The 25955-nt window shown below is 62.2% G+C and carries 28 protein-coding genes and 1 pseudogene; 13 read left to right on the forward strand and 16 right to left on the reverse strand.

Translation table 11 applies throughout. From position 1 onward, the window contains the following. Positions 1-114: 114 nt before the first annotated feature. From LB541_RS12220 to LB541_RS12245, 6 genes are all read right to left on the reverse strand, one after another. The gene (locus LB541_RS12220) at positions 115-909 is read right to left on the reverse strand and encodes an SDR family oxidoreductase (RefSeq protein WP_140517731.1); all 795 of its coding nucleotides are present in this window, start codon (positions 907-909) and stop codon (positions 115-117) included. A 25-nt stretch (positions 910-934) separates the two neighbouring features. Next, a complete protein-coding gene (iolG, locus tag LB541_RS12225; RefSeq protein WP_140658386.1) occupies positions 935-1930 on the reverse strand; it encodes an inositol 2-dehydrogenase in 996 nt (331 codons plus the stop codon). Positions 1931-2046: 116 nt separating this feature from the next. Further along, entirely contained in the window at positions 2047-2814 is a 768-nt protein-coding gene (locus LB541_RS12230) for an ATP-binding cassette domain-containing protein (RefSeq protein ID WP_140491237.1), read from the reverse strand. A 2-nt stretch (positions 2815-2816) separates the two neighbouring features. Continuing rightward, a complete protein-coding gene (locus LB541_RS12235; protein WP_140517734.1) occupies positions 2817-3893 on the reverse strand; it encodes an ABC transporter permease in 1077 nt (358 codons plus the stop codon). A gap of 108 nt (positions 3894-4001) precedes the next feature. Continuing rightward, positions 4002-4943 (reverse strand): sugar ABC transporter substrate-binding protein, encoded by a 942-nt coding sequence (locus tag LB541_RS12240; RefSeq protein ID WP_140491233.1) that lies wholly within the window; start codon positions 4941-4943, stop codon positions 4002-4004. Between the two features lie 392 nt (positions 4944-5335). Continuing rightward, complete coding sequence (locus LB541_RS12245; protein ID WP_140895807.1) at positions 5336-6367, reverse strand: LacI family DNA-binding transcriptional regulator; 1032 nt, start codon at positions 6365-6367, stop codon at positions 5336-5338. A 166-nt stretch (positions 6368-6533) separates the two neighbouring features. On the opposite strand from LB541_RS12245, the pseudogene LB541_RS12250 reads away from it, so the two are divergent. From LB541_RS12250 to LB541_RS12260, 3 genes and pseudogenes are all read left to right on the forward strand, one after another. Beyond that, positions 6534-7631, forward strand: a pseudogene (locus tag LB541_RS12250) (fatty acid desaturase family protein). A 44-nt stretch (positions 7632-7675) separates the two neighbouring features. Beyond that, complete coding sequence (locus tag LB541_RS12255) at positions 7676-7990, forward strand: MocE family 2Fe-2S type ferredoxin (RefSeq protein ID WP_140524123.1); 315 nt, start codon at positions 7676-7678, stop codon at positions 7988-7990. Continuing rightward, complete coding sequence (locus tag LB541_RS12260) at positions 7987-9225, forward strand: NAD(P)/FAD-dependent oxidoreductase (RefSeq protein WP_224618494.1); 1239 nt, start codon at positions 7987-7989, stop codon at positions 9223-9225. The genes LB541_RS12255 and LB541_RS12260 overlap by 4 nt, the downstream gene beginning before the upstream one ends. Before the next feature lie 60 nt (positions 9226-9285). Here LB541_RS12260 and LB541_RS12265 read toward each other — a convergent pair whose 3' ends face one another. From LB541_RS12265 to hslV, 5 genes are all read right to left on the reverse strand, one after another. Continuing rightward, on the reverse strand, positions 9286-10245 hold the full coding sequence (locus LB541_RS12265; RefSeq protein ID WP_224618495.1) for a DUF1402 family protein: 960 nt from the start codon (positions 10243-10245) through the stop codon (positions 9286-9288). 163 nt (positions 10246-10408) lie between these two features. Next, the gene (gene hslU, locus LB541_RS12270) at positions 10409-11719 is read right to left on the reverse strand and encodes an ATP-dependent protease ATPase subunit HslU (protein ID WP_140517738.1); all 1311 of its coding nucleotides are present in this window, start codon (positions 11717-11719) and stop codon (positions 10409-10411) included. 4 nt (positions 11720-11723) lie between these two features. Continuing rightward, the gene (locus LB541_RS12275) at positions 11724-12323 is read right to left on the reverse strand and encodes a DUF2585 domain-containing protein (protein ID WP_140517739.1); all 600 of its coding nucleotides are present in this window, start codon (positions 12321-12323) and stop codon (positions 11724-11726) included. 3 nt (positions 12324-12326) lie between these two features. Then, positions 12327-12860 carry a GNAT family N-acetyltransferase gene (locus LB541_RS12280; protein WP_224618497.1) on the reverse strand — a complete coding sequence of 178 codons (534 nt, stop codon included), beginning with the start codon at positions 12858-12860 and terminating at the stop codon, positions 12327-12329. A gap of 75 nt (positions 12861-12935) precedes the next feature. Next, positions 12936-13487 carry an ATP-dependent protease subunit HslV gene (gene hslV, locus LB541_RS12285; protein WP_140582985.1) on the reverse strand — a complete coding sequence of 184 codons (552 nt, stop codon included), beginning with the start codon at positions 13485-13487 and terminating at the stop codon, positions 12936-12938. A gap of 213 nt (positions 13488-13700) precedes the next feature. On the opposite strand from hslV, the gene hisB reads away from it, so the two are divergent. Genes hisB through hisH form a run of 3 tightly spaced genes read left to right on the forward strand, consistent with a single transcriptional unit; the run spans position 13701 to position 15432 of the window. Next, complete coding sequence (gene hisB / locus LB541_RS12290) at positions 13701-14300, forward strand: imidazoleglycerol-phosphate dehydratase HisB (protein ID WP_140625509.1); 600 nt, start codon at positions 13701-13703, stop codon at positions 14298-14300. 3 nt (positions 14301-14303) lie between these two features. Further along, a complete protein-coding gene (locus LB541_RS12295; RefSeq protein ID WP_140524116.1) occupies positions 14304-14780 on the forward strand; it encodes a DUF2628 domain-containing protein in 477 nt (158 codons plus the stop codon). A gap of 1 nt (position 14781) precedes the next feature. Further along, positions 14782-15432: an imidazole glycerol phosphate synthase subunit HisH gene (hisH, locus tag LB541_RS12300; protein WP_224618508.1), complete on the forward strand. Its 651-nt coding sequence runs from the start codon at positions 14782-14784 to the stop codon at positions 15430-15432. On the opposite strand, the gene LB541_RS12305 is transcribed toward hisH, so the two are convergent. Continuing rightward, complete coding sequence (locus LB541_RS12305) at positions 15416-15709, reverse strand: hypothetical protein (RefSeq protein ID WP_140561760.1); 294 nt, start codon at positions 15707-15709, stop codon at positions 15416-15418. The genes hisH and LB541_RS12305 overlap by 17 nt on opposite strands. A gap of 261 nt (positions 15710-15970) precedes the next feature. On the opposite strand from LB541_RS12305, the gene hisA reads away from it, so the two are divergent. The 6 genes from hisA (at position 15971) to LB541_RS12335 (ending at position 21420) form a co-directional block, all read left to right on the forward strand. Then, complete coding sequence (gene hisA / locus LB541_RS12310) at positions 15971-16720, forward strand: 1-(5-phosphoribosyl)-5-[(5-phosphoribosylamino)methylideneamino]imidazole-4-carboxamide isomerase (RefSeq protein WP_224618510.1); 750 nt, start codon at positions 15971-15973, stop codon at positions 16718-16720. Beyond that, positions 16717-17553, forward strand: coding sequence for an arginase family protein (locus tag LB541_RS12315; RefSeq protein ID WP_224618512.1), 837 nt, complete (start codon positions 16717-16719; stop codon positions 17551-17553). The genes hisA and LB541_RS12315 overlap by 4 nt, the downstream gene beginning before the upstream one ends. Continuing rightward, a complete protein-coding gene (hisF, locus tag LB541_RS12320; RefSeq protein ID WP_181173428.1) occupies positions 17550-18344 on the forward strand; it encodes an imidazole glycerol phosphate synthase subunit HisF in 795 nt (264 codons plus the stop codon). The genes LB541_RS12315 and hisF overlap by 4 nt, the downstream gene beginning before the upstream one ends. 33 nt (positions 18345-18377) lie before the next feature. Beyond that, complete coding sequence (locus LB541_RS12325) at positions 18378-18701, forward strand: phosphoribosyl-ATP diphosphatase (protein WP_140662333.1); 324 nt, start codon at positions 18378-18380, stop codon at positions 18699-18701. A 23-nt stretch (positions 18702-18724) separates the two neighbouring features. Further along, on the forward strand, positions 18725-19684 hold the full coding sequence (gene coaA / locus LB541_RS12330) for a type I pantothenate kinase (protein WP_140491197.1): 960 nt from the start codon (positions 18725-18727) through the stop codon (positions 19682-19684). 143 nt (positions 19685-19827) lie between these two features. Continuing rightward, on the forward strand, positions 19828-21420 hold the full coding sequence (locus LB541_RS12335; protein WP_140554567.1) for a hypothetical protein: 1593 nt from the start codon (positions 19828-19830) through the stop codon (positions 21418-21420). Here the strand turns inward: LB541_RS12335 and LB541_RS12340 are convergent. The 4 genes from LB541_RS12340 to LB541_RS12355 all read right to left on the reverse strand — a co-directional run bounded on the left by LB541_RS12340 (position 21414) and on the right by LB541_RS12355 (position 24830). Next, on the reverse strand, positions 21414-22031 hold the full coding sequence (locus tag LB541_RS12340; protein ID WP_224618514.1) for an alpha-ketoglutarate-dependent dioxygenase AlkB family protein: 618 nt from the start codon (positions 22029-22031) through the stop codon (positions 21414-21416). The two genes, LB541_RS12335 and LB541_RS12340, sit on opposite strands and share 7 nt — an antisense overlap. Before the next feature lie 103 nt (positions 22032-22134). After that, positions 22135-22608, reverse strand: a complete 474-nt coding sequence (gene lysM / locus LB541_RS12345; protein ID WP_140491191.1) for a peptidoglycan-binding protein LysM — start codon at positions 22606-22608, stop codon at positions 22135-22137. An 89-nt stretch (positions 22609-22697) separates the two neighbouring features. Next, entirely contained in the window at positions 22698-23135 is a 438-nt protein-coding gene (gene arfB / locus LB541_RS12350; RefSeq protein ID WP_140491189.1) for an alternative ribosome rescue aminoacyl-tRNA hydrolase ArfB, read from the reverse strand. Positions 23136-23219: 84 nt separating this feature from the next. Beyond that, positions 23220-24830, reverse strand: coding sequence for a phosphoenolpyruvate carboxykinase (locus LB541_RS12355; protein ID WP_140658364.1), 1611 nt, complete (start codon positions 24828-24830; stop codon positions 23220-23222). 342 nt (positions 24831-25172) lie between these two features. Here LB541_RS12355 and LB541_RS12360 point away from each other — a divergent pair, with 342 nt between their 5' ends. Continuing rightward, entirely contained in the window at positions 25173-25874 is a 702-nt protein-coding gene (locus LB541_RS12360; RefSeq protein WP_010912942.1) for a response regulator transcription factor, read from the forward strand. The last annotated feature ends 81 nt before the right edge of the window (positions 25875-25955 follow it).

The raw sequence follows: 25955 nt of genomic DNA on the forward strand, positions 1-25955 counted from the left end.
CCGTAGCGACGGCCCGGAAGTCGCGGCATGGATCCTCGGGTCTGCGCCGCGTCGCTGCGCTCCTTGCTCCGCCCGTGGATGACCACCTGGTTAACGGTTTCGCTTACGCGGCCGCTACTCCGGCGACGCCCCAGCGATGCTCTGGTCGTAGTCGACCAGCGAGCCGGTCATCACGCCGGACTGCGGGCTGACCATGTAGCTGATCAGCCGGGCAAGCTGGTCCGGCTTCACCAGCTGGCCCATCGGCTGCGCGGCCTCGGCCTTCTCGAGCCAGTCGTCGGGTGCATCGTGCCATTTCTTCTGCACGATGTCCTCGCCCTCGGTGTCCATCCAGCCGGGCAGCACGGCGTTGCAGCGGATGCGGTTGAAGCGGTAGGCATTGGCGACATTCTTGGTCAGCGTCATCAGCGCGCCCTTGCTGGTCGAATAGGGCGTCAGGAACGACTGGCCGGTATGCGCCGACATCGACAGCACGTTGACGATCGATCCGGGGGCCTTTTTCTCAAGCAGATGCGCCACAACGCCCTGCATCAGGAAGAAGGGTCCTCGCACATTGGTGTCGAAGATGGTGTCGAACAGCTCCTCGCTAGTCTCCACCAACGAGCCGCGCGCGGATGTGGCGGCGGCGTTGACCAGGGCGTTGATGGTGCCGAAATGCGAAAGCGCGGTGGCGACGGCGCGCTTGCAGTCGGCCACCTTGGAGACATCGGCGCTGATGAAGATCGCGTCGACGCCCGACTTCTTGAGGCTGGCGACCGCCTTGTCGCCCTTTTCCTGCGAGCGGCCGATCAGGGCCAGCGCCCGGCAGCCTTCGTCCGCCAATGCCTCGGCGACCGCGAAGCCTATGCCTTGTGCGCCGCCGGTGACGATGGCGCGCGTTTGTGAATTGCGATCGGCTGATGCGCTCATCGCTCTGCTCCTGTGCTTTAAGTCGTTACTTGTCGAGGCGGACGGTCTGGCCTGATGTCGCCGATTTCAGCGCCGCATCCGCCAGCCGAAGTGCGATGAGCCCGTCCGTCCCGCTCGGTGCCGCCTTCTTGCCCGACGTCGCGGCGGCGATGAAGGACGCAATCTCAATGGCATAGGCGTCGAGGTAGCGGGTCATGAAGAAATCGTGCAGCGGCGGGCGGGTATAGCCCTTTTCATTGGCCAGTTCGATTGAGACCGGCCGCTGGTTTTCGGCCGCGACCATGCCTTTCGAGCCATGCACCTCGATGCGCTGGTCGTAGCCATAGGTGGCGCGGCGGGAATTGGAGATGACGGCCTGCTTGCCCGACGCGGTTTCGAGGATGACGCTGACCGAGTCGAAATCGCCGGCCTCGCCGATCTTCCTGTCGACCAGCACCGAGGCATGCGCACTGACCGCCACCGGCTCTTCGCCGAGCAGGAAGCGCGCCATGTCGAAATCATGGATGGTCATGTCGCGAAAGATTCCGCCGGAGCGCGCGATGTAGTCGATCGGCGGTGCGCCCGGATCGCGCGACGTGATGGTCACCATCTCGACCGTGCCGATGGCGCCGTCATCGATTGCCTTGCGCACCGCAGCGAAGTGCGGGTCGAAGCGCCTGTTGAAGCCGACCATCAGCGTCGCCTTGGCCTTCTCGACCACGGCCAGGCACTGCTCGACCCGCTTGACGTCGAGGTCGATCGGTTTCTCGCAGAAGATCGCCTTGCCGGCCTTGGCGAAGCGCTCGATCAGGTCGGCATGGGTGTCGGTCGGCGTGCAGATCACGACCGCGTCGATGTCCCCGGATTTCTCGATGGCATCAATGGTGCGCACCTCGGCGCCGTAGGCCGTGGCGAGTTCGCTCGCCGCCTTCTCGAAAGCGTCGGCAACGGCGACCAGTTTGGCCTGCGGATTGGAGCCGACGGCGCGGGCGTGGACCTTGCCGATGCGGCCGGCACCGAGGAGGGCGAAGCGGAGAGTCATGGAAATTTCCTCTGGGGATGGTTCGAAGCTGGCGGGGCGCCGGTCATGCGCGCAGGTGTTTTTCCAGTCAAGACAAGATCGACAGGGAGGCGATGACCGCGGCCTCCGCGCCCGGCCTAGGCCGCGAGTTCGGCCTCTCCGGTCTTGGCGCCGGTGATGTAGGAAACGATATCGTTTCCGTCGGTGTTCTCCTTGCGCAAATTGGCGACGATGCGGCCGCGCCGGAAGACGACGATGCGGTCGCAAAGGTCGAACACCTGGCGCATATTGTGGCTGATCAGGATCAGCGGCTCGCCATTGTCCTTCAGCGTGCGGATGATGTTCTCGACCTGCGCGGTCTCCTGCACGCCGAGTGCTGCCGTCGGCTCGTCCATGATGATCAGCTTGGAGGCGAAGGTCGCGGTTCTGGCGATCGCCACGCATTGCCGCTGGCCGCCCGACATATGGCGGATGGTGTTCGACAGGTTTGGGATTTTCACCGCCGTGCGCACCAGCGCCGCTTCGGTCGCCTTGCGCATTCCCCGGCGGTCCAGGATCGAAAACGGTCCCAGATTGAACAGCACTTTTTCTCGGCCAAGGAACAGGTTCGACGGCACGTCGAGGTCGTCGGCCAGCGCCAGGTTCTGGAACACGGTCTCGATGCCGGCCTCGCGCGCCTCGATAGGGCCCGAAAAATTGACTTGCTTGCCGTCGAACCAGATCTGGCCGCTGGTCGGTTGCTCGACGGCGGTGATCTGGCGCACGAAGGTCGACTTGCCGGCGCCATTGTCGCCCATGATGGCGACGTGTTCGCCCTTGCGCAGCTCGAAATTCGCGCCTTCCAGCGCCTGCACGCCGCCATAGCGCTTGGTCAGGTTTTCGGTCTTCAGGACGATGTCTGACATGGTCAAGCCCTCAATGCCCGCAGGCGTTGGCGCCACTGGTCGAGAACGACGGCGCCGACGATGATCACGCCCTTGACCATCTCCTGGTAGTAGGCGTCGAGGCGCAGGAAGGTGAAGCCGGAGATGATGACGCCGAAGATCAGCGCGCCGATCACCGTGCCGATGATCGAGCCGCGGCCGCCCGACAGCGATACGCCGCCGATGACCGCCATGGCGATGGCGTCGAGTTCGTACATCACGCCCATGCCGGCCTGGGCGGTGAGGTTCTTGGAAGACAGCACCACTGCGGCGAGCGCCGCGAGTATGCCGGCGATGACGTAGACCAGGATCTTGTGGTTGGCGATCTTGATGCCGGACATGCGCGCGGCATCCTCGTTGGAGCCGATCGCGTAGCAATGCTTGCCGTATCGTGTGTAGGTCATGATCAGCTGGAACAGCACGGCCAGCGACAGGAAGATGATGACGGGCATCAGGCCCTTGCCGATGGCGGCGAAGCTCTCGGTCGGGAACGAGATGGGCTGCCCCTTGGACCACCATTTGGCGATGCCGCGCGCGGTCACCATCATGCCCAGCGTGGCGATGAAGGGCGGAATGCGCGTGTAGGCGATCAGGGCGCCGTTGACCAGGCCTGCCAGCAGCCCGCAGCCGATGGCGACCAGCACCGGCACGATCACCGGCAGGTCGGTCCAGCCCTGAGCCAGGAACATCGCCTTGGGATTGGGGTTGCCGTTGACCGTCGCCACCTGGGCGAAGCTCATGGCGATCATGGCGGTGGCGCCGACGATCGAGCCCGACGACAGGTCGATGCCGCCCGATATGATAACCTGCGTCACGCCGATGGCGATGATGCCGACGATCGATACTTGCAGGATGATGATCTGTAGCCGCGCCTCGTTGAAGAGGCCGCCGACATTGCTGCGGGTGTTGAACAGGAAGCTGTCGCCGAGAAAGACGCGGCCGATCAATTCGAAGATGACGACAAGAATGACGAGCGCCAGGAAGACGTTGAATTCCGCCGGCCATATGCGCTTCTTCGCATCATAGCTGACCCCGCCGACGCCATGAGATGTCTGTGCCACTCGTCTATCCTCCGTCAGCCGCGGTCGCTCCTGGCGTCATGAAAGCGCCGAGAGGAGGAGCGGCGCCCGGTCCTTTGAGCGCCGCCCCGAGGTGAACCGTTCCGCCGCTCAGTTCTTCTTCAGGAACTTGTCGATGTTGGCCGGCGTCACCAGTTGGAAGGGCACGTAGACCTTGTGTTCGACCTTCTCGCCCTTGGACAGTTTCAGTGCCGCGTCGAGCGCGCCGGCGCCCTGGCCAGCCGCGTCCTGGAACACGGTGGCGTCGAGGTCGCCTGCCTGCATGGCGGCGAGCGCGTCCTGCGTGGCGTCGACGCCGCCGACGACAACCGTCTTCATGTCGACATTGGCGGCCTTCATCGCCTGGATGGCGCCGATGGCGCTTTCGTCATTGTTGGCGATGACGCCGTCGAACGGCTTGCCGGTCGACAGCCAGTTGGTCATCAGGTTCTGGGCCTCGTCGCGGTTCCAGTTCGACGTCTGCTTGTCGATGATCTTGATGAAGCTGCAATCCGGCGTCGCGATCACCTCCTCGATGTCCTTGGTGCGCTGCACGGCTGCCTGGTTGGAAAGCTCGCCCATGATCACGTAGACATTGGCTTCCTTCTTGCCGGCTTCCTTGAACAGGCGGCAGACCTCCTTGGTTTCGAGCGTGCCGGAATCGGCCTCGTTCGAAGCGACGAAGGCCTGGTTGTCAGGCAACGTGTCGACATTGACCGGTTCGCGGTTGACATAGACCAGCGGGATCTTGGCGGCGGCCGCGGCATCCGACATCGCCTGCGTGGCCGAGGTGTCGACCGGATTGACGATGATGGCGTCGACGCCCGATGCGGCGAAGTTCTTGATCTGGTCGAGCTGTTTGGCGACGTCGTTCTGTGCGTCCTCGACCTGCAGCTCCACGCCGCTCATGCCCTTGGCCTGCTCGATCATGCCGTTGCGCAGCACGGTCAGGAAATTGTCGTCGAACTTGGCCATCGACACGCCGATCTTGGCTGCCATGGCGGACGAACTCATCAGCGCCGCGAAAGCGACGCCCAAAATCATTTTCTTCATTGTATTTCTCCTCCACTTTGGGTGTCCGGTTGCACCGATCTATCCGGAATCCCCGATCTCCCCGGGGAATCTCTCCCTGATATCATTTCGTTCCAACGCGGTTCACCACTGCTGGAACGCCGAACTGCCTGCTCGAACCAGGTGTTGTCGGAACGAAAGAACCAAAATGTACAGTCAGTGAAATATTTATTCCATTTCGAATCGGGGCGTCAAGGGAAATTCCGAATTCGGGCGTGCGATTTTCGGCTGTCTCTGATGGATTCTATCATTTCAGGCGGCTGGTTTGCGGCAGACCGGGCTGCCCGAGGGTTTTATCGTTTCATGGAAACGCCCTACCTTCCGTCCTGACGCGACCTGGACGGAAAACCGCTGCGCGCATTCCTGAAATGGCTTCAGATGTTTTCCGGCAAATAGATGTCGAAGGGGAGGAATGTCTGGCCCGGCGCATTGGCCGCACCGGTTTCGATGGCATGCGCCATCCGATCGACGAGCTCGCGACAGAGCGCGGCAAGCGGCGTCGAGATCACCATCGTCAGGATGTTGTCGGCAAGCGCGGCGCGCGATTCGGCGTTGATCTCGTTGCAGACGACCACCGGCATGCTTGCGGGCTTCGCTGTCCGCAGCGCCGAGACGGCGCCTTCCATGCCGCCGCCGGCGACGTAGCAGCCGACAAGATCCGGATATCGCGCCAGAAGATCGATCATCGCATCATGGGTCACCTGGTTGGCCTCCAGATTGACCAGCGTCTCCAGCACGTTGAAGTCCGGCGCATGCTCGCGAAAGAAGGAGCGGAAACCGATCTCACGCAGCTCATGGCCGTGGAAGCGATGGCTGCCGACAAAAAGGGCGACCTTGCCGGGCTTCCTCGCAGCCTTCGAGATCATCCAGGCGGCGGTGCGGCCGACCTTGCGGTTGTCGAGCCCGACATAGCCTTCGCGGATGCCGGCGGCGAAGTCGGACAGCAGGGAGAAGACCGGCTGTCCTCTGGCTTTTAGCGCCTCCACGACCGCCGTCAGCGTCGGATGGTCAGGGCCGACCACGGCGATCGCCCGCGATTTCGCCGCCAGCCTGCGCATCTGGGCAGCGATCTCATCCGGGGCCAGGGAGCTGGCGAAATCGATGGTTGCGACGCCACGGAAGCGCTGCGATTGTGCGACCGCCAGTTCGAGTTCCCGCGCGAAATCGCCATAGAAAACGTCATTGCCCCGAAGCAGCAGGAAACCCAGCCGATACTCGGGCAATTCCTGGCGCATACGCTGCTTGATCAGGCCTGCGGCGTGATAGCCGATCTCGGTCGCGGCGTTATAGACGCGGCGCGCCGTTTCCTCGCGCACCGGCAGGCGGCTGTTGAGCACGCGGTCCACCGTGGCGACGCTGACGCCGGAGATGCGCGCCAGATCTGATATGGTCGGCCGTTTCGCCATGTATGCCCTCGTTCGACTGCGCATCTTTCCTACATCATTATGATAGGAAATGATAGAAACTATCTTTATGATGTTGAGTCTATCATGAGCTGGCGTTATTTTCAGCCTCGAAGCCAGGAAATGTCGGGCATTCGCGTGGCGGATGCCCTTGCCGAGGGAGGCAACCATGCATGCTGCGCCGTCCCGGCGTGACTACAGCCTGATCGGCCGCGACGCCAGGCTGGCCGTCGAGACCGGCCTGTCGGCGGCCGAATGGTATCACACCGACATTCCCCGCAAGCAGATGAAGGAACTTATGCAGCGCTCCGACGCGCCCGCGCTCCGCGACACGGCGATCTGGGTCGCCGCGCTCATCGTCAGCGGCGCCGGCGGTGCCTGGTTCTGGGGCACCTGGTGGTGCGTGCCGTTCTTCTTCGTCTATGGCGTGCTCTACGGCTCGTCCACCGATTCCCGCTGGCACGAATGCGGCCATGGCACGGCCTTCCGCACGCAGTGGATGAATGATTGGGTCTATCAGGTCGCCTGCTTCATGATCATGCGCAACCCGGTGACCTGGCGCTGGAGCCACACGCGCCATCACACCGACACCATCATCGTCGGCCGCGACCCGGAAATCTCGGTTATGCGGCCGCCGGACCTGGTGCGCGCCATCCTCGGCTTTGTCGGCGTGCTCGACGCCTGGCATGCGATGTCAGACATGCTGCGCAACGCCGCCGGCAACATCAGCGCGGCCGAAAAGACCTTTATTCCCGAGCAGGAACAGCCGAAAGCGATCCGCATCGCCCGCATCTGGACCGCGATCTATGCCGCAACCATCGCGCTGGCGCTCTATACCGGCTCGTTCCTGCCCTTGATGCTGGTCGGCCTGCCCAGGCTCTATGGCGCCTGGCACCACGTCATGGTCGGCCTGCTGCAGCATGGCGGTCTTGCCGACAACGTCACCGACCATCGGCTGAACAGCCGCACCGTCTACATGAACCCGATCAGTCGTTTCATCTACTGGAACATGAACTACCACGTCGAGCATCATATGTTCCCGATGGTGCCCTACCATGCGCTGCCGAAGCTGCATGAACTGATCAAGCATGATTTGCCGGCGCCGACGCCGTCGATCCTGGCCGGCTATCGCGAGATGCTGCCTGTCTTCTGACGCCAGTTGCGCAACGAGGATTATTTCCTCAAGCGCGAGCTGCCGCCAACGGCCAGGCCGTATCGCGAGGATCTGCACAACGACAATGCTGCCTTCAACGCCGCGGCGGAGTGATATCCGCCCGTGAGGCGCGATCGGGAAATTTCGCGGGAGAAAGTATGAGCGACTGGGTCGAGGCCTGTGCCGTGGGAGACATCGACGAAGAAGATGTGATGCGGTTCGATCACGGCGGCCGCAGCTACGCCATCTATCGCAGCCCCGATGACGAGTATTTCGCCACCGACGGCCTGTGTACGCACGAAAAGGTGCATCTCGCCGACGGGCTTGTCATGGACGACATCATCGAATGTCCCAAGCACAATGGCCGCTTCAACTACAAGACAGGCCAGGCCAAGGGCGCGCCGGCCTGCGTCAATCTCAGGACCTATCCGGTCAAGGTCGACGCCGGCAGCGTCCTCGTCCAGATCGGATGACCGGTATGACGCGCGGAATGGTCATCATCGGCGCCGGGGAATGCGGCGGCCGGGCAGCGCTTGCATTGCGTGACCTCGGCTATGAGGGACCGGTGACGCTGGTCGGCGACGAGCCGCATCTGCCCTATGAACGGCCGCCTCTGTCCAAGGACGCCATGGCCGGCGGCGTGCCCGAGATCAAGGCGATCGCCAGCGACGAGATCCTCGCCGAAAAGTCCATCCGGCATATCCATTCCATTCAGGCTGCAGCGATCGATCGCGCCGCGCATACTGTGCGCCTGTCGGACGGTTCGGTCCTGCCCTACGACAAGCTGCTGCTGGCGACCGGCTCGACGCCGCGCAAACTGCCGATGCCCGGCCTTGGCGGGCGCTGCGTCTACCTCCGCACCTTCGCCGATGCGCTGGCCATCCGCGCCCATTTCAAGGCGGGCAACCGCATTGCCGTCATCGGCGGCGGCTTCATCGGCCTCGAACTCGCCGCGGTGGCCCGCAAGCTCGGTGCCGCGGTCACCGTCATCGAGGCGCAGCCGCGCATCCTGATGCGCGGCGTACCGGCCGAGATCGCCAAGGTCGTCCATGACACCCACGTCGCCGAAGGCGTCGACATAGCGTGCGGCGAAGGCATTGCCTCGATCGCCGACGACGGCAGGCAGGTGCGCATCGCGCTTGCCGGCGGCCGCGAAATCCTCGCCGATCTCGCCATCATCGGCATCGGCGCCGTGCCGGTGACGGCTCTTGCCGCCGAAGCGGGACTGGCCATCGACAACGGCATATCAGTCGACGCCGAACTGCGCAGCAGCGACCCCGACATCTTCGCTGCCGGCGACTGCTGTTCGTTCCCGCTTGCCGTCTATGGCGGCCATCGCGTGCGGCTGGAGGCCTGGCGCAACGCCCAGGAACAAGGCGCGCTGGCGGCAAAAAACATGCTCGGCGCCGCCGAGGCACATGCGGCGGTGCCGTGGTTCTGGTCGGATCAATATGGCCTGTCCCTGCAGATCGCGGGGCTTTCCGACGAAGGCCGCAGCACGGTGCGCCGCGATCTCGGCGAGGACGCCTTCATCCTCTTTCATCTTGCCGAGGACGGCAGGCTGGTGGCCGCCAGCGGCATCGGGCCGGGCAATGCGGTCGCCCGCGACATCAGGCTGGCGGAGATGTTGATCGGTAAACGGGCGAGGCCGGCGCCGGAAGCGCTCGGTTCGCAGGCCGTCAAATTGAAGTCGCTGCTGGCGGCCTGAGCTCCGCTTTTATCGGGGGCGCGGCTTTGGCAAATCAACGTCAGCGCGCCGGGTCCGCCCTTAGAAAAGCGCCTTCAGCTCCGGCAGTTTGTCATTGACCAGCCAGCCGTAATAATTCTCCTCCGGCAGCTTCACAGGCTCGCCGGCGGCGCTGCGCTTGTCGTTCTCCGCCTTCAGCGCATAGGCGCGTTGCTCGGGATTGCCGACATTGTAGAGCGTGGCGGTCAGGCCCGGATTGCCCGAAATATCGAAGCCGGCAATGCTCTTGTAGGCGTCGATCGATTTCCGGATCGTCGCGGCGACATAAGGCAGCGTCAGGTCGGGATCCATGATGGTCTTGTAGACCGCATTGGGATCGCCAACGTCGAGCTTCGGCAGGCCCGAAACCTTGTGCACGAGATCGCTCATCTGGAGCGCGGTCAGCGGATTGAGCTGGCCGAGACCAAAGGTCTGGCCGGCATAGTAAGGCTGGAAGAAAGTGGCGCCGAATCGGTCGTTGGGAAAGTCTTCGCCGCCGACGGTCTTGCCGCGGAACGAACGGTTCCACACCTGCTCGCGGCATTCCCACAAATCGTAACTGTCGGACATCCCAGCGCATTTCCTGAATTCCGGCCGCTGCACGAAATCCGTGATGTCCTCGCCGTCATAGGCGAAGGACAGCTTGCTGGAGAGATAGGAGATCGCCTTGACGTAGTAGGTCTGCAGCCGGTCGTAGGCGTCGACATTGTAGGTGTGCTCGCCGACGATGGCGCCGACAATGTGCATTGGATCGATGCCGTAGACGCTTGCCGCCTTCTTGATCTTGCCGCGCAGGTCGGCGTCGTTCTGCAGCAGCGCATAGACCTTGCGGTATTTTGCCTGGAACGTGGTGTTGGTGGCCTGCGTGCGCCGGCTCGAGGCTCCCGGAATGCTGGGCTGCTCGGCATTGCGGTTTCCCGGCGGCACCAGGGCTGCCGCGTCGGCGCCGAACAGCGTTGACGCCAGCGTCAAGCCGAGAATGACTGGGATGAGTTTTTTCATGCGCCCCGCCGCCTAGAGAATTGCCGCGCAAACTAGGTAAAGCTCTTGGTCGAGTCGAGAGCGGCCCTGCGCTCGGCAGAACGAAAGGTGGCCGAATGATACCATCCGGCCACACATGATCCATTCGCCCGACAGGCGCCGGAACGATCCGGCGCGCGCCTGCTCAAAGAATGAAGCGCGACAGATCGGTGTTCCTCGACAAGTCGCCGACATGTTTCTCCACATAGGCGGCGTCGATGGTCACCGCAGTGCCGTTGCGGTCCGGCGCGTCGTAGGAGATCTCGTCCAGCACGCGCTCCATCACCGTCTGCAAACGCCTCGCGCCGATGTTCTCGACGCTGGCGTTGAGGTCGACGGCGATGCCGGCCAGCGAATCGATGGCGTCGTCGGTGAAGGTCAGGTCGACGCCTTCGGTCTTCATCAGCGCGATATACTGCTTGATGAGGCTCGCTTCCGTCTCGGTCAGGATACGAACGAAGTCCTCCTTTTCCAGGGCGCGCAATTCGACCCGGATAGGCAGGCGGCCCTGCAGCTCTGGCAAAAGGTCGGACGGCTTCGAGACGTGGAACGCACCCGATGCGATGAACAGGATGTGATCGGTCTTCAACGGCCCATATTTGGTCGCCACCGTGGTGCCTTCGACCAGCGGCAGCAAGTCGCGCTGCACGCCTTCGCGCGAAGGGCCGCCGGAGATGTCCGACCGGGCCGCAATCTTGTCGATCTCGTCGAGGAAGACGATGCCGTCATTTTCCGCGGCGTCCAGCGCCCGGCGAACCACCTCGTCCTGGTCGAGCAGCTTGTCGGACTCGTCGTTGACCAGCAGGTCGTAGGATTCCTTCACCGTCGTCTTGCGCAATTTGGTCTTCTTGCCGCCCATTGCCTTGGACAGCATGTCGTTGATATTGAGCACGCCGATATTGGCGCCCGGCATGCCGGGAATCTCGAAGCCGGGCATGCCGCCATTGCCGGTGTCGGCCACTTCGATCTCGATCTCCTTGTCGTCGAGTTCGCCCTCGCGCAGCTTCTTGCGGAAAGAATCGCGCGTCGCAGGGCTGGCAGTCTTGCCGACCAGCGCCTCCAGCACGCGTTCCTCGGCGTTGACATGGGCGCGCGCCTTGACGTCCTCACGCATCTTCTCGCGCACCAGGCCGATGGCGACCTCGACGAGGTCGCGCACGATCTGCTCGACATCGCGGCCGACATAGCCGACCTCGGTGAATTTGGTTGCCTCGACCTTGACGAAGGGCGCACCGGCCAGCCGCGCCAGGCGGCGCGAGATTTCGGTCTTGCCGACGCCGGTCGGCCCGATCATGAGAATGTTCTTCGGCATCACCTCTTCGCGCATCTGGCCTTCCAGCTGCTGGCGGCGCCAGCGGTTGCGCAAGGCGATGGCCACGGCACGCTTGGCGTCCTTCTGGCCGATGATGAAGCGGTCGAGTTCCGAAACGATTTCGCGGGGAGAAAATGTGCTCATATCACTAAATTCCACTTTGCCACTGCTTGATGGCCTCGAACGGATGCAGCAGCATGATCACGTTGAGTGTCAGATTGTCCCGGATAAGGTAGCCCGTACCCAGTTCGAAAAGGATGGCGAGGCTGACGATCACCCATATAGGTAGCCTTCGCGCCATCACAAATCCCAGCACCATGGCCAGCGTGTCCGACACCGAATTGATGATGCTGTCGCCGTAATAGTCGAGCGAGATGGTGCCGGCGCGGTAGCGCTCTATGATGAACGGGCTGTTCTCGATCAGCTCCCAGCCGCCTTCTATGAATACGGCGAAAGCCAGCCGCAAGCCGACCGGCGAACGCGGAAACAGGAACCTGGCCAGCGCATAGAACAGGAAGCCGTGGATGATGTGCGAGAACGTGTACCAGTCCGATATATGCTGGGAATTCTCGGAACTGTTCACCACGCCGTGCCATAGTTTGACATAACCGCAGGTGCAGATCGGCGGATGCCCCATGCCATAGAGGGCTCCGGCCTGGAAAATGACCAGGGCGAGCACGAGCAGAAGCCCCATCCGCCAGCTGTCTTCATAGGCCGAGAGCGTGCTGTCCTCGCCAACTGCGTTCATCCGTCAGTTCCCCGCTTCCGTGTCGCCCGCTAGCGTCTCGTGCGCATCGATTGCCATCAGCACGACATCACCATATCTGGATTGCCGGCGATCAATTGCGCGGAATCCCGCCTTTTCATAGGCGCGGATGGCGCGGCCATTGGATGGGTCGGGATCGATGATGACGCGCGGCACGCCTTCCTCGAACAACTGCTCGACGAACTGGCGCACCATCGCCGAGCCATGGCCGATGCCGACCAGTTCCGGCCGGCCGATCGACAGGTCGATGCCGAGCGTCCCGAACGGCTGGTCGGCATAAGGGTGGTCTTCTTCCAGGTGTGGATCGTAGCTCTGCAGGTAAGCGATCGGCGTGCCGTCGAGTTCCACGATCAGCGGCTCGACGGAAATCGAATCGATATGATCGCGAATCTCGGCGATTTCCGTCTCTGGATCGTCCCACCACTGAGCGACATGCGGTTCGGCGAGCCAGCCGGCGATCATCGGCAGGTCTTTCGCGGTCACAGGCCGAAAATCATAGCTATCTTCGTGTCTTTCCATGATCTTCTCCGAAAGCCGGCCTCCATTTTTCGCTTGCGCGGTCTTTCGGATCGGGATCACGGACGCAGGCCTGGTTCAGGCGGCATCGAGCGTTTCGACGACGAAATTGTTATTGGTGTAGACGCAGATGTCGGAGGCGATCTGCATCGCCTTGCGGGCGATCTCCTCGGCGTCCTTGTCTGTGTCCATCAGTGCGCGGGCCGCAGCCAGCGCATAGTTGCCGCCTGAACCGATGGCCATGACGCCATGCTCGGGCTCGAGCACGTCGCCGGTGCCAGTCAGCGCCAGCGAGACCGACTTGTCGGCCACCAGCATCATCGCTTCCAGCCGGCGCAGATAGCGGTCGGTGCGCCAGTCCTTGGCGAGTTCGACGCAGGCGCGCGTCAACTGGTCGGGATATTGTTCGAGCTTGGCTTCGAGCCGCTCCAGAAGCGTGAAGGCGTCCGCCGTGGCACCGGCGAAACCGGCGATCACGTTGCCATCCTTGCCGATGCGGCGCACCTTTCTCGCGTTGCCCTTCATGATGGTCTGGCCAAGGCTGACCTGGCCATCGCCGGCGATCACCACCTTGTTGCCCTTGCGCACCGTCACGATAGTCGTGGCGTGCATGGTCAGTTCATTGGACATTTGCTGCTCCGATTCGCGCCATCCCTCAAAAGGCGATTGGCGCGGTACGAGTGACTTTGATCGGCCCATATGTATGCATGGGGGCGGTGATTGCAAACGCTCGATACCGACCCGGATGGCAACTGGCAATCGCTGGATCATGCTGCTAGAAGGCTTTCGTTTTCAAGCAGGCGAACGCCTGAAGCGCTTAAACTCACGGACAAGGACAAGGCCATGTCGCCCCGTTCCGCCGAAATCAGCCGCAAGACCAGGGAAACCGACATTGCCGTGTCGGTCCATGTCGACGGCTCCGGCAAATCGGACATCGTGACCGGCGTCGGCTTCTTCGATCATATGCTCGACCAGCTTGCGCGCCATTCGCTGATCGACATGACCGTTCGGGCCACGGGCGACCTGCACATAGACGACCACCACACGGTCGAGGACACCGGCATCGCGCTCGGCCAGGCGCTGGCCAAGGCGCTGGGCGAGCGGCGCGGCATCATGCGCTATGCCTCGATCGATCTTGCCATGGACGAGACGCTGACGCGCGCGGCAATCGATGTCTCCGGCCGTCCCTTCCTGGTGTGGAACGTTTCGTTTTCCTCGCCCAAGATCGGCACCTTCGACACCGAACTCGTGCGCGAGTTCTTCCAGGCGCTGGCACAGAACGCCGGCATCACGCTGCATGTCACCAATCACTATGGCGCCAACAACCACCACATTGCCGAAACCTGCTTCAAGGCGGTGGCGCGTGCGCTGCGGACAGCACTGGAGCGCGATCCGCGCCAGCCGGACGCGGTTCCCTCCACCAAGGGATCGTTGAAGGGATAGGTCATGGCCAGCTATGTGGTGATGGAACCGCCGGGCCCTGGCGAAAAGGCAGATGCGACGGCGCTTGTCCGCGACGGCTTCACCTGGCTCGGCCTGCTGGTGCCGCCGCTGTGGTTCGCCTGGCATCGGCTGTGGATCGAAGCGGCACTCACCTTCATTGTCATGGCGGTGCTTTCGATGCTTGGCGAAAGGCTCGGTCTCGGGTTGGCTGGTTCGCTGCTGTCCCTGCTTGTCTCGCTCTATGTCGGCTTGGAAGGGCAGGCGCTGCGCATCGCGGCGCTCCGCCGCCGCGGCTGGCGTGAATGGGGGGTGGTCGAAGCCGGTTGGCTCGACGATGCCGATGCGCGCTTTGCCCTGGAGGCCGAGCGGCATGCGGATGGAGCCGAGCCTGTGCCGCGCATGGTGCCGGACGCCGCCCTGGCGCGCCCGGCGCAGCCGGGCATGGCGTTGGGGCTGACCCACATTCCGGGAAGACGCTGACATGCGCGTTGCGATCATCGATTACGGCTCGGGCAATTTGCGCTCGGCCACCAAGGCCTTCGAGCGCGCGGCGCGCGAGGCGGGCATCGCCGCCGGCATTGATCTGACGGCCGACGCCGAGCGGGTGCGCACGGCCGACCGCATCGTGCTGCCCGGGGTCGGCGCCTATGCCGATTGCGCCGCCGGACTGCGTGCCGTCCCCGGCATGTGGGAAGCTGTCGAGGAAGTCGCCATCGCCAAGGGGCGTCCATTCCTCGGCATCTGCGTCGGCATGCAGCTGATGTCCCAGCGGGGCCTCGAAAAGACGATCACCGATGGCTTTGGCTGGATATCAGGTGACGTGAAGGAGATCGCGCCGGCCGATCCGGCACTGAAGATCCCGCAGATCGGCTGGAACACGATCGAGCTGATGCGCAAGCATCCGCTGTTCTCCGGCGTTCCCACCGGGCCAACCGGCCTGCACGCCTATTTCGTCCATTCCTACCATCTCGATGCGCGCAAGCCCGAAGAGGTGCTGGCGGTCGCCGACTATGGCGGCCCCGTAACGGCGACCGTCGCCCGCGACAATCTCGTCGGCACGCAGTTCCACCCAGAGAAGAGCCAGGCGCTCGGCCTGGCTCTGATAACTAACTTCCTCAAGTGGAAGCCCTAAACTCCAATGTCATCTGCCCATTTTCCGGTTTGGCTACTCGCTGATAGCGAGGTCGGTGGACTTCAAATCTGCCCGCGACACCTATGTTTGGTAGCAGGCGGCTAAAGAGACGAGTTGCCTTGAACCGAGTTCCCTTATGTTCCTGTTCTTCCCAAACTTCATACAAACGACGGGGGTCTACATCAAACCGTGCTGCGATGTTGCGGGTCTTCCATTCGCAAGCACGCAGCACCCAGGCTTTGATTGCTTCCGTTTCATCCAAATTGGCAACAGCCATCACTCTTCTCCTTGGGAGGAAAAACGAAGTGCCGGCCAAAGAAGGAATGTTGACGCAGAATCTGCGATGTGCAATCTGCACACCTGTAGGGACAATCCTATCGCCTTCGGCACTTCAAGTGGTGAAGGCTCAAAAAGCCGGGCCGCTAACCCGGCTTTTTGATGTGGCGAATCGACTCTTAAGGACGACTCCTAAAAGAGTCCAGCGCGCAACCATATCCTCAGTTCCAGTTTTGTTCTTTTTGGGGATAAGTGCAAGAAAATGATCCTGTTTCCGGCAATCGACCTCAAGGATGGCCAGTGCGTGCGCCTCAAGCACGGCGACATGGCGACCGCGACCATCTACAACGACGACCCGGCCGCCCAGGCAAAGGCATTTGAAGAACAGGGCTTCGAATGGCTGCATGTCGTCGACCTCAACGGCGCCTTCCAGGGTCAGAGCGTCAACAGCGCCGCGGTCGGCGCCATCCTCAAGGCGACCAAGAACCCGGTGCAGCTCGGCGGCGGCATCCGCACGCTCGAGCAGATCGAGGATTGGCTCGCCCGCGGGCTTGCCCGTGTCATTCTCGGCACCGTGGCCGTGCGCGATCCGGACCTGGTCAGGCAGGCTTGCAAGGCCTTTCCGGGCAAGGTCGCCGTCGGCATCGACGCCAAGGGCGGCAAGGTGGCGGTCGAGGGCTGGGCCGAAGCGTCGAGCCTCGGCGTCGTCGAGCTGGCCAGGAAATTCGAAGGCGCCGGCGTCGCCGCCATCATCTACACCGACATCGACCGCGATGGCGTGCTGACCGGCATCAACTGGGATTCCACGATCAGCCTCGCCGACGCCGTGTCGATCCCCGTCATCGCGTCGGGCGGCCTCGCCTCGATCGCCGACATCGTGCGCATGACCATGCCCGACGCGCAAAAGCTCGAAGGGGCGATCTCCGGCCGTGCGCTTTACGACGGCCGTATCGACCCGGCCGAAGCATTGGCGATCCTGAAAGGCGCGCCTCCGGTGGAGATGCGATCTTGAAAGTCTCGATCATCCTGGCCTCCTATGACAGCGGCCATTATCATGGCGGCATGGGCCAGGGGCCGGACGCGCTGATTGCGGGCGGATTGGTCGAAGCCCTGACCATGGCCGGCCACGATGTCGCGGTCGAGGACATCGGCAAGGTCGGCGATGCCCAGGAGCGTGAGATCGCCACCGGTTTCGCCGTCTGCAACGCCGTTTCAGGCGAGGTCCGCATCGCCCGCGACAGGGGACGTTTTCCCATCGTGCTGGCCGGAAACTGCCTGACATCAGCCGGCGCCGTCGCCGGCGAGGGCGCGGACGCGATCATCTGGGCCGACCAGCATGGCGACCTCAACACGCCCGAGACATCCACATATGGCTTTCTCGACGGCATGGCGCTGGCCACCGTGCTTGGCCTGTGCTGGCGCCCGATGGCGGCGGCAATTCCCGGCTTCCAGCCGATCGATCCGTCGCGCTGCGTGCTCGTCAACGCTCGCGATCTCGACCCGGACGAGAAACAGCTTCTGGAGGCATTGCCGGTGATCCGCACGGAATGTCCGGGAGCGGCAGCGGCAACCGAAAAACTCAACGCCGCCGGCGCTAAACGCGTGCACTTGCATCTCGATCTCGACGTGCACGACCCTGAGGCGCTGCAGGCCAACCGCTATGTAGCGCCGGGCGGGCCGAACCCGGAACAATTGCGCGACGCGACCTGCGCTATGGCGCTTGCGGTGCCGATCGTCGGCATCACCGTTTCCGCCTACGATCCGGCTTTCGATGCGCAGGCCGATGTGCCGCCGCTGGTCGGGCAGCTGCTCAACGATCTCATAGCCACGATAGAAGGCCGCTGATGCTGAAAGCCCGCGTCATCCCCTGTCTCGACGTCAAGGGCGGCCGCGTCGTCAAGGGGGTCAACTTCGTCGATCTCGTCGATGCCGGCGATCCTGTCGAGGCCGCCAAGGCCTATGACGCGGCCGGCGCCGACGAGCTTTGCTTCCTCGACATTACCGCGTCATCGGACAATCGCGAGACCATCTTCGATGTCGTCGCCCGCACGGCCGAGCAATGTTTCATGCCGCTCACCGTCGGCGGCGGCGTACGCCAGGTTGCCGATATCAGGAAATTGCTCCTGGCCGGCGCCGACAAGGTGTCGATCAACACGGCGGCGGTCAAGAACCCGGATTTCGTCGCCGAAGCCGCCGACAAATTTGGCAACCAGTGCATCGTTGTCGCCATCGACGCCAAGAAAGTGTCGGGCGCCGGCGAGGCCGACCGCTGGGAGATATTCACCCACGGCGGACGGGAAAAAACCGGCATGGATGCGGTCGAATTCGCCCACAAAATGGTCGATCGCGGTGCCGGCGAGATCCTGTTGACCTCAATGGATCGCGACGGCACCAAGGCCGGTTATGACATCGCGCTGACCCGCGCGGTATCGGACGCGGTGCGCGCGCCGGTGATCGCTTCGGGCGGCGTCGGCACGCTCGACCATATGGTCGAAGGCATTCGCGACGGTCATGCAGGTGCCGTGCTGGCGGCCTCCATCTTCCATTTCGGTACCTATACGATCGCCGAGGCCAAGGCCCATATGGCGCAAGCCGGCCTGCCGATGCGGCTGGACTCCTCGGGCGATCGGCCCTAGAGGCTTGCGGCTAAGAAATAGGGCCAAGGCGCGATGACTGAGTTTTCACTCTCCGATCTGGAGACAATCATCAGCGAACGCGCCCATTCCGGCGATCCGGACTCGTGGACCGCCAAGCTTTACGCGCGCGGCATCGAGAAGGCGGCGCAGAAGCTCGGCGAAGAGGCGGTCGAGACGGTGATTGCCGCCATCAAGAGTGACAAACAGGCGCTCGTTTCGGAAAGTGCCGATCTTATATATCATTGGCTCGTCGTTCTCGGCATTTCGGGTGTGCCGCTGGACGACGTGCTTAGGGAGCTCGAAAGCCGCACCGGGCGTTCGGGCATCGCCGAGAAGGCGTCACGGTCCAAGCGCTGACCGCGAGGAGGGCAGGAATCTCGATGGATCAGCTCGCACCGACCGAGAAATATTCCCCCTTTCGTTTCTTCTCGGCCGAGCAATGGTCGCAATTCCGCGCCGACACGCCGCTGACGCTGAGCGAGGATGAATTCCGCCGCCTGCGTTCGCTCAACGATCCAATCGATCTCGAAGAGGTCAAGCGCATCTATCTGTCGCTGTCGCGGCTTCTGTCGGCACATGTCGAGGCCAGCCAGCTGCTGTTCCGGCAGCGCCAGGCTTTCTTCAACGCCTCGGACGTGGTCAAGACGCCCTTCATCATCGGCATCGCCGGTTCTGTCGCGGTCGGCAAATCGACCACGGCACGCGTACTGAAGGAGCTGCTCGCGCGCTGGCCGTCCAGCCCCAAGGTCGATCTCATCACCACCGACGGTTTCCTGCTGCCCAACGAGGTACTGCGCCGCGAAAACCTGATGGAGCGCAAGGGCTTTCCCGACAGCTACGACGTCGGCGCGCTGCTGCGCTTCCTCTCGGGCATCAAGTCGGCGCTGCCGGATATCCGCGCGCCGGTCTATTCGCACCTCACCTATGACGTCATCCCCGGCGAGTTCGTCACCATCGACCGGCCCGACATCCTGATCTTCGAGGGCATCAATGTGCTGCAGCCGGGCAAGCTGCCGCAGGACGGCAAGATCGTGCCTTTCCTGTCCGACTTCTTCGACTTCGCCATCTACATCGATGCCGACGAGAAGCTGATCCACGAATGGTACATTTCCCGCTTCATGCGGCTGCGCGAGACCGCTTTCCGCAATCCGGAATCGTTCTTCCATCGCTATTCGCAACTGTCGGAGGATTCGGCACGGGCGATTGCCGAAGGCCTGTGGACCAACATCAACCTGAAGAACCTGCGCGAAAACATCCTGCCGACACGCGCCCGCGCCGACTTGATCCTACGCAAAGGCGCCGACCACCTGGTCGAGGAAGTGGCGCTGCGCAAGCTTTAGCTGGCGCGATTAACGGCACTTTAGGCTATCCGAGCTAGTTTCCGATGCAATCTTAATGGGATCGCAAGCAGCTATGCCTCTGTCCCAGTTTCGATCATGACCTTTAATCTTTTGCGGAGGCTCGTCCTTTTAGAGGCAATCATATGAGCTTGTCGGGCGCAAGAACGTTCGATGCGATGGTCGCATCCCAGTACCGTATCGGCAGTCTGCGGCAATTCTCGCTCGTTGGACTGGTCGTCGTGATCTCCTTTTTCATGCCTTGGACAGCGGGTGACAACACCGATGTGAGTTGGATAATCATTATCTGCGAGAAGATTTTTTCTGGTCAGAAACTCTATGTCGACATTTTAGAAACCAACCCGCCTTTTTCGGTCGCTCTGTATATCGGACCAGTGTGGTTGTCCCATAGGTTGGGAATTTCGCCGGAATTGGCGATCGAATATTTCATCTATCTTATCTTCGTCGTTTCGATTTTGTTGTCGGCCCTTGTGATCGAGAAAGGCAGGATCTTTGTCGATCTCAGAACCCAGTGGGTCTATCCCATGCTCGCGGTTCTGCTTCTGATCATGCCAGGGAATATTTTCGGACAACGCGAGCATATCGGTATGATGCTGTTCATGCCGATGCTGTTCCTGATGATGTGGCGTTCCAACGATAGTCAAGGCCAGCATATACCATTTGCACTTGCATTCACCGTTGGGCTGGCGGCAAGCGTGTTGCTGCTCGTTAAGCCCCACTGGGCACTTGGCATCGCACTGCCTTATCTTGTCATCGCCTGGCGAAGGCGGTCGCTTCTGGCCTGCCTGACTGTTGAGAATATCGTCATAGGCGCGATCTGCACGGGGTATCTCGCCAGCGTGCGAATATGGTTCCCAGAATTTCTTGATACGTTCTTGCCTTTGCTGATGCGCTACTATGTCAGTCTGCGGGCCAACATAAATATTCTGTTGGCGCTGCCGACCTTTGCGGTGTTCGTCGTTTTTATAGCCTTCCAGATGCGGAAATCTGCTTGGCGAAGTGATGTGGCAATTGCGGTAACAAGTGGCGCAGGCTTCTTTGTCTCAATGGCATATCTTGGCAAATATTGGCCCAATCACCAGTATCCGTATCAGCTTGCGTTGCTGGTCGCGATGCTGTTGGCTGTTGCATCGCGACGGCAAAAAGTGCTCGCGCTTTCAGGAGAAGAAGCGGCCTCGGAGCGCGCCAATGCGAGACTTCATTCTAGCGCCGCCTTTGCCGTGGTTGTCGCTCTCACGGTAACGCACCACCAGTTTTACCAGATGCCGGAAAAGAGCCTGGTCGATGCAATCAAGGCCCGATACTCCTCGCCGTCCATTGTTCAGGTCAGTTCGGATCTTTCCGTCGGGAATCCGCTGGCGAGGATGGTCAATGGCCGCTGGCTTTCAGCCTACGCTCATGATTGGGTTGGCGCCCATGCGCTTTGGGGTTTGATGAAAGGCAACTATCACGGCGAAGACGAACGAATAGCGCGGCACGACCTCGACAACTATACGCTTTATGTCAACTCCTTGATCCGCGACAACAAGCCGGACATCATCCTTGTCGATCGCTTGGACAAGAAGAAATCCGTGTTGTCGTTGGCAGCGAATTATCCTCCAATATGGACTACCTGGATGCGTCAGAACGCTGACTTCCAGGCCTTGATGAGCAATTACGAAGAGATCGCGCTAGGAGACTACATCGAGGTCTATGCGCGGCGCAGCAGTGCTCACTGACCCCTCGTCACCCGCCGCAGCGTCAGATTGATCCTGCCGCCATTTTTCAGCAGCGCCGAGGTCGAGGGATAGATGCGGTCGACGCCGTGAAAGCAGAGGCGTCCTTCGCCGCCGAGCACGACGACGTCGCCGCTCTTCAGCCTGAACGACCGGGTCGCCCCCTCGCGCGTCGTCTGGCCGACCCTGAACAGGCAGTCGTCGCCCAGCGAGACCGAGACGACGGGTGCTGAGAAATCCTCCTCGTCGCGGTCCTGATGCAGACCCATCTTCGCATCCGGCGCGTAGAAATTGACCAGGCATGCCTGCGGCGGATGCGGGTAGGCCGAGACCTCTCGCCACAACCGCATCAGCAGATCCGGGATCGGCGGCCACGGCGTCCCTGTCACGGGGTGCGTCGGCTGGTAGCGATAGCCGCGTTCCTTGTCGGTGACCCAGCCGAGCGGGCCGCAATTGGTCATGCGCACGCTCATTTCCTTGCCGGTGCGCGGCATGGCCGGCACGAATAGCGGCGCCTGCTGGACGATGCCTCTCACATCCTCCACCAGCGCCTCCTGCACGTCGCGGGACAGATAGGCCGGCATGTGGCGGACGCCCTTGGGCAGAACGAGCATGAGGTCGGTCGCTAGCTCCGTTTCGTCGGTTCGAGCATGCCATCTGAAAATGAAAACGGCGACCCGAAAGCCGCCGTTCCCGAAAAATTCGCGTCTCCCTTGATCAGGTGAGGTCTGGAATGCGCAGGACCTGCCCCGGATAGATCTTGTCGGGATGGGTCAGCATCGGCTTGTTGGCCTCGAAGATGACCGTGTTCTTGGCGCCCTTGCCCTTGCCATAGCTTTTCTCGGCGATCTTCCAGAGATTGTCGCCCTTCTGGACGGTGTAGAAGGTCGGTTCCTTGGCCGCGGCCGCCGCCGAACCGGAGGCCGGCGCGACCTGCAACTCGTCCGCCTGCACCTTGGAGACGCCTAGCGTGTTGCCGACGGCGATGACCGCCTTTTCGAAAACCGACTGGTCCTTGACCACGCCCTTCAGCACCGCCGTGTCGCCCTGGACGACGACCTGCACGCCGTCGGTACCGAGCTTGTGCGAATCGAGTTCTTTCTTGAGCGTATCGGCGCTGGGTGCCGCTTCCTCGTCACCGCCTATGCCGAGCTTTTTGCCGACGCTCTTGACGAAATCGAACATACCCATCTCCAGGTCTCCTTGCTGTGGCAATGAGTAAACCTTGCATCTGCAAAGCGAAATTGAAAGCGGGTTCACGCGCGCGATTGGTGTGTTGCTTAATCGTTCTCTACCCGGCCGCGCAGTTTCTTGATGGTGCCGCGTCCGGCCTTGCTCTTCAGCCGCCGTTCGACCGCGCCTTTCGACGGTCTCGTCTTCTTGCGCGGCGGCGGTGGCGGCTCGGCCGCCTTGGCGACCAGCGCCGTCAGCCGCGCCCGTGCATCCGCCCGGTTCTGCTCCTGCGTGCGGAAGCGTCCGGCTTCGATGACGATGACGCCGTCCTTGGTGGCGCGCTGGCCGGCAAGCCTGATCGTGCGTTCGCGCACGCGCTCCGACAGGCCGGGTGCGTTGCGTGCATCGAAGCGCAGCTGCACCGCCGTCGCCACCTTGTTGACGTTCTGCCCGCCGGGGCCGGAGGAGCGGATGAAATCCTCGTGCAGATCACCCGGATGGATCACGGCATCGTCGGCAATGATGATTGTGTCGTCGCTCGTCATGCCGCAGTCATGGCGCGGCGCACGAAAAAAGAAAAGGCCCGATCGGGACCGGGCCTTGCGAGGATGGCTGAGCCTGGCGGGCGATTATTCCGCCGCTTCCCGCATGTGCGGCGCCGCGCCGAGGACGGAGGCGTCGACATGGTTTTCGAACTTCTCGAAATTGACGGCGAACATGCCGACCAGCCTTGCCGCTTGCCGGTCATAAGCGGATTTGTCGGCCCAGGTTGATCGCGGGTCGAGGATGGCGGCGTCGACGCCCGGCACCGCCACCGGCACCTCGAAACCGAAATTGGCGTCGGTACGGAAACCGGTCGTCTTCAGAGAGCCGTCGAGTGCCGCGGCAAGCAGCGCGCGCGTCGCTTTGATCGGCATCCGCCTGCCTGTGCCGTAGGCGCCGCCAGTCCAGCCGGTGCTGACCAGCCAGCAATCGGCACCGTGCTGCGCGATCAGCTCGCGCAGCAGATTGCCATATTCCGAGGGATGGCGCGGCATGAACGGCGCGCCGAAACAGGTCGAGAACGTCGCTTCGGGCTCGGTCACGCCCTTCTCCGTTCCGGCCACCTTGGCCGTGTAGCCGGACAGGAAATGATACATCGCCTGCGCCGGGGTCAGTCGTGCGATCGGCGGCATCACGCCGAAAGCGTCGGCGGTCAGCATGATGATGTTCCGGGGATGGCCGGCGCGCCCCGTCTTGCTGGCATTGGGTATGAAGTCGAGCGGATAGGCGCAGCGCGTGTTCTCGGTGAGCCGGCCGTCGTCGAAATCCGGCACGCCATGGGCGTCGAGAACGACGTTCTCCAGCACCGTGCCGAAGCGCTGCGTGGTGGCGAAAATCTCAGGCTCCGCTTCCGCCGACAGCTTGATGGTCTTGGCATAGCAGCCGCCTTCGAAATTGAAGATGCCGTGCGGCCCCCAGCCGTGCTCGTCGTCGCCGATCAGCGTGCGCGACGGATCGGCCGACAGCGTCGTCTTGCCGGTGCCCGACAGGCCGAAGAAAATCGCGGCGTCGCCGCCAGGGCCCTCATTGGCCGAGCAGTGCATCGGCATCACGCCCTTGGCCGGCAGCAGGTAGTTCAGCATTGTGAACACCGATTTCTTCATCTCGCCGGCATAGGAAGTGCCGCCGATCAGGACGATCTTGCGGGTGAGGTCGACGGCGATCACGGTTTCAGTGCGGGTGCCGTGGCGGGCGGGGTCGGCGCGGAAGGAGGGCAGGTCGATGATCGTCATCTCGGGCACGAAATGGTCGAGCTCCGCGGCTTCCGGACGGATCAGCAGGTTACGGATGAACAGCGAATGCCAGGCAAACTCGGTGATGACTCTGGTGGGCAGCTTCAGCTCATGGTCTGCGCCGCCCACCAGGTCCTGCACGTAGAGATCCTTGTCCGCGGCGTGCGCCCGGAACTCTTCGAACAGCGTCTCGAACTGGTCCGGCGAGATCGCCTTGTTGTTGTCCCACCAGATGTCATTCTCGGTGGCGCCGTCTCGGACGACGAACTTGTCCTTGGGCGAACGGCCGGTGTGCTGGCCTGTTTCGGCGACCAGCGCGCCGTGCGCTGTCAGCCGCGCTTCGCCGCGCCTGATCGATTCCTCGTAGAGGGCGGCCGCCCCGAAATTGTAGCGCACCAGGCCAGAGGTTCTGAGACCGATACGATCGATCGCGCAGGCAGGATTGCGTTTGCCGACTTCCGACATGGGTGACCCTTCTCCGATTTGCCGCATCTTTGCCGGCGCCTTCCGGCACGCCCACTACGCGAGCTTAGATGGTCAGAACCAGAAAAGTCGAATGATATCAAATCATTAATCGATTTAAATATTTTGAAAGTTGTTTAAATCGTTTATATGTGCAAAAAGTTTCGTGGTTGCCCAAAGGATTGGCGGCGCTGGTTCGTCCAATCCATATCGAGGTGCGATCGTGGCCGCCGGCATGCCGCCCGTGACAGCGGCGAAGGCCTATGCCACATTTTGTACCTAATTTGTCCTGCAAAAGCCCCTTCTCTACCAAAGAAGGGACAGCTCATGAGGGAGCCGCTTGAAATGGCAACAATCGCGCTTGTCGATGACGACCGCAACATTCTGACCTCGGTGTCGATCGCCCTCGAATCGGAAGGCTATCGCGTCGAAACCTACACGGATGGTGCGTCCGCGCTGGAAGGCCTGGCGGCGCGCCCGCCGAATCTCGCCATCCTCGACATCAAGATGCCGCGCATGGACGGCATGGAACTCTTGCGCCGGATGCGCCAGAAATCCGACCTGCCGGTCATCTTCCTGACCTCCAAGGACGACGAGATCGACGAGCTGTTCGGCCTCAAGATGGGCGCCGACGACTTCATCCGCAAACCCTTCTCGCAGCGTTTGCTGGTCGAGCGGGTGCGCGCGGTGTTGCGTCGTGCCAGCGCCCGTGAGGCCGCGGCAAAAGCGCCCAGCCAGCAGGCGCGCTCGCTCGAGCGCGGCCAGCTCGTCATGGACCAGGAACGCCACACCTGCACCTGGAAAGGCGAACCGGTGACGCTCACCGTCACCGAATTCCTGATCCTGCATTCGCTGGCACAGCGCCCCGGCGTCGTAAAAAGTCGTGATGCGCTGATGGATTCGGCTTATGATGAGCAGGTCTATGTTGACGACCGTACCATCGACAGCCACATCAAGCGGCTGCGCAAGAAGTTCAAGGCCGTCGACGACGACTTCGAGATGATCGAAACCCTTTACGGAGTCGGATACCGGTTCCGCGAGGCGTGAATAGGCGGGTAGGCAATAGAGAATAGTCGGTAGTCAGTTTTGAATGGTGCGAGCGGCCACCCGTGCATCGCCGCGATCTCA

The sequence above is a fragment of the Mesorhizobium sp. BR1-1-15 genome (assembly GCF_020165475.1).
Classification (GTDB): Bacteria; Pseudomonadota; Alphaproteobacteria; order Rhizobiales; family Rhizobiaceae; genus Mesorhizobium.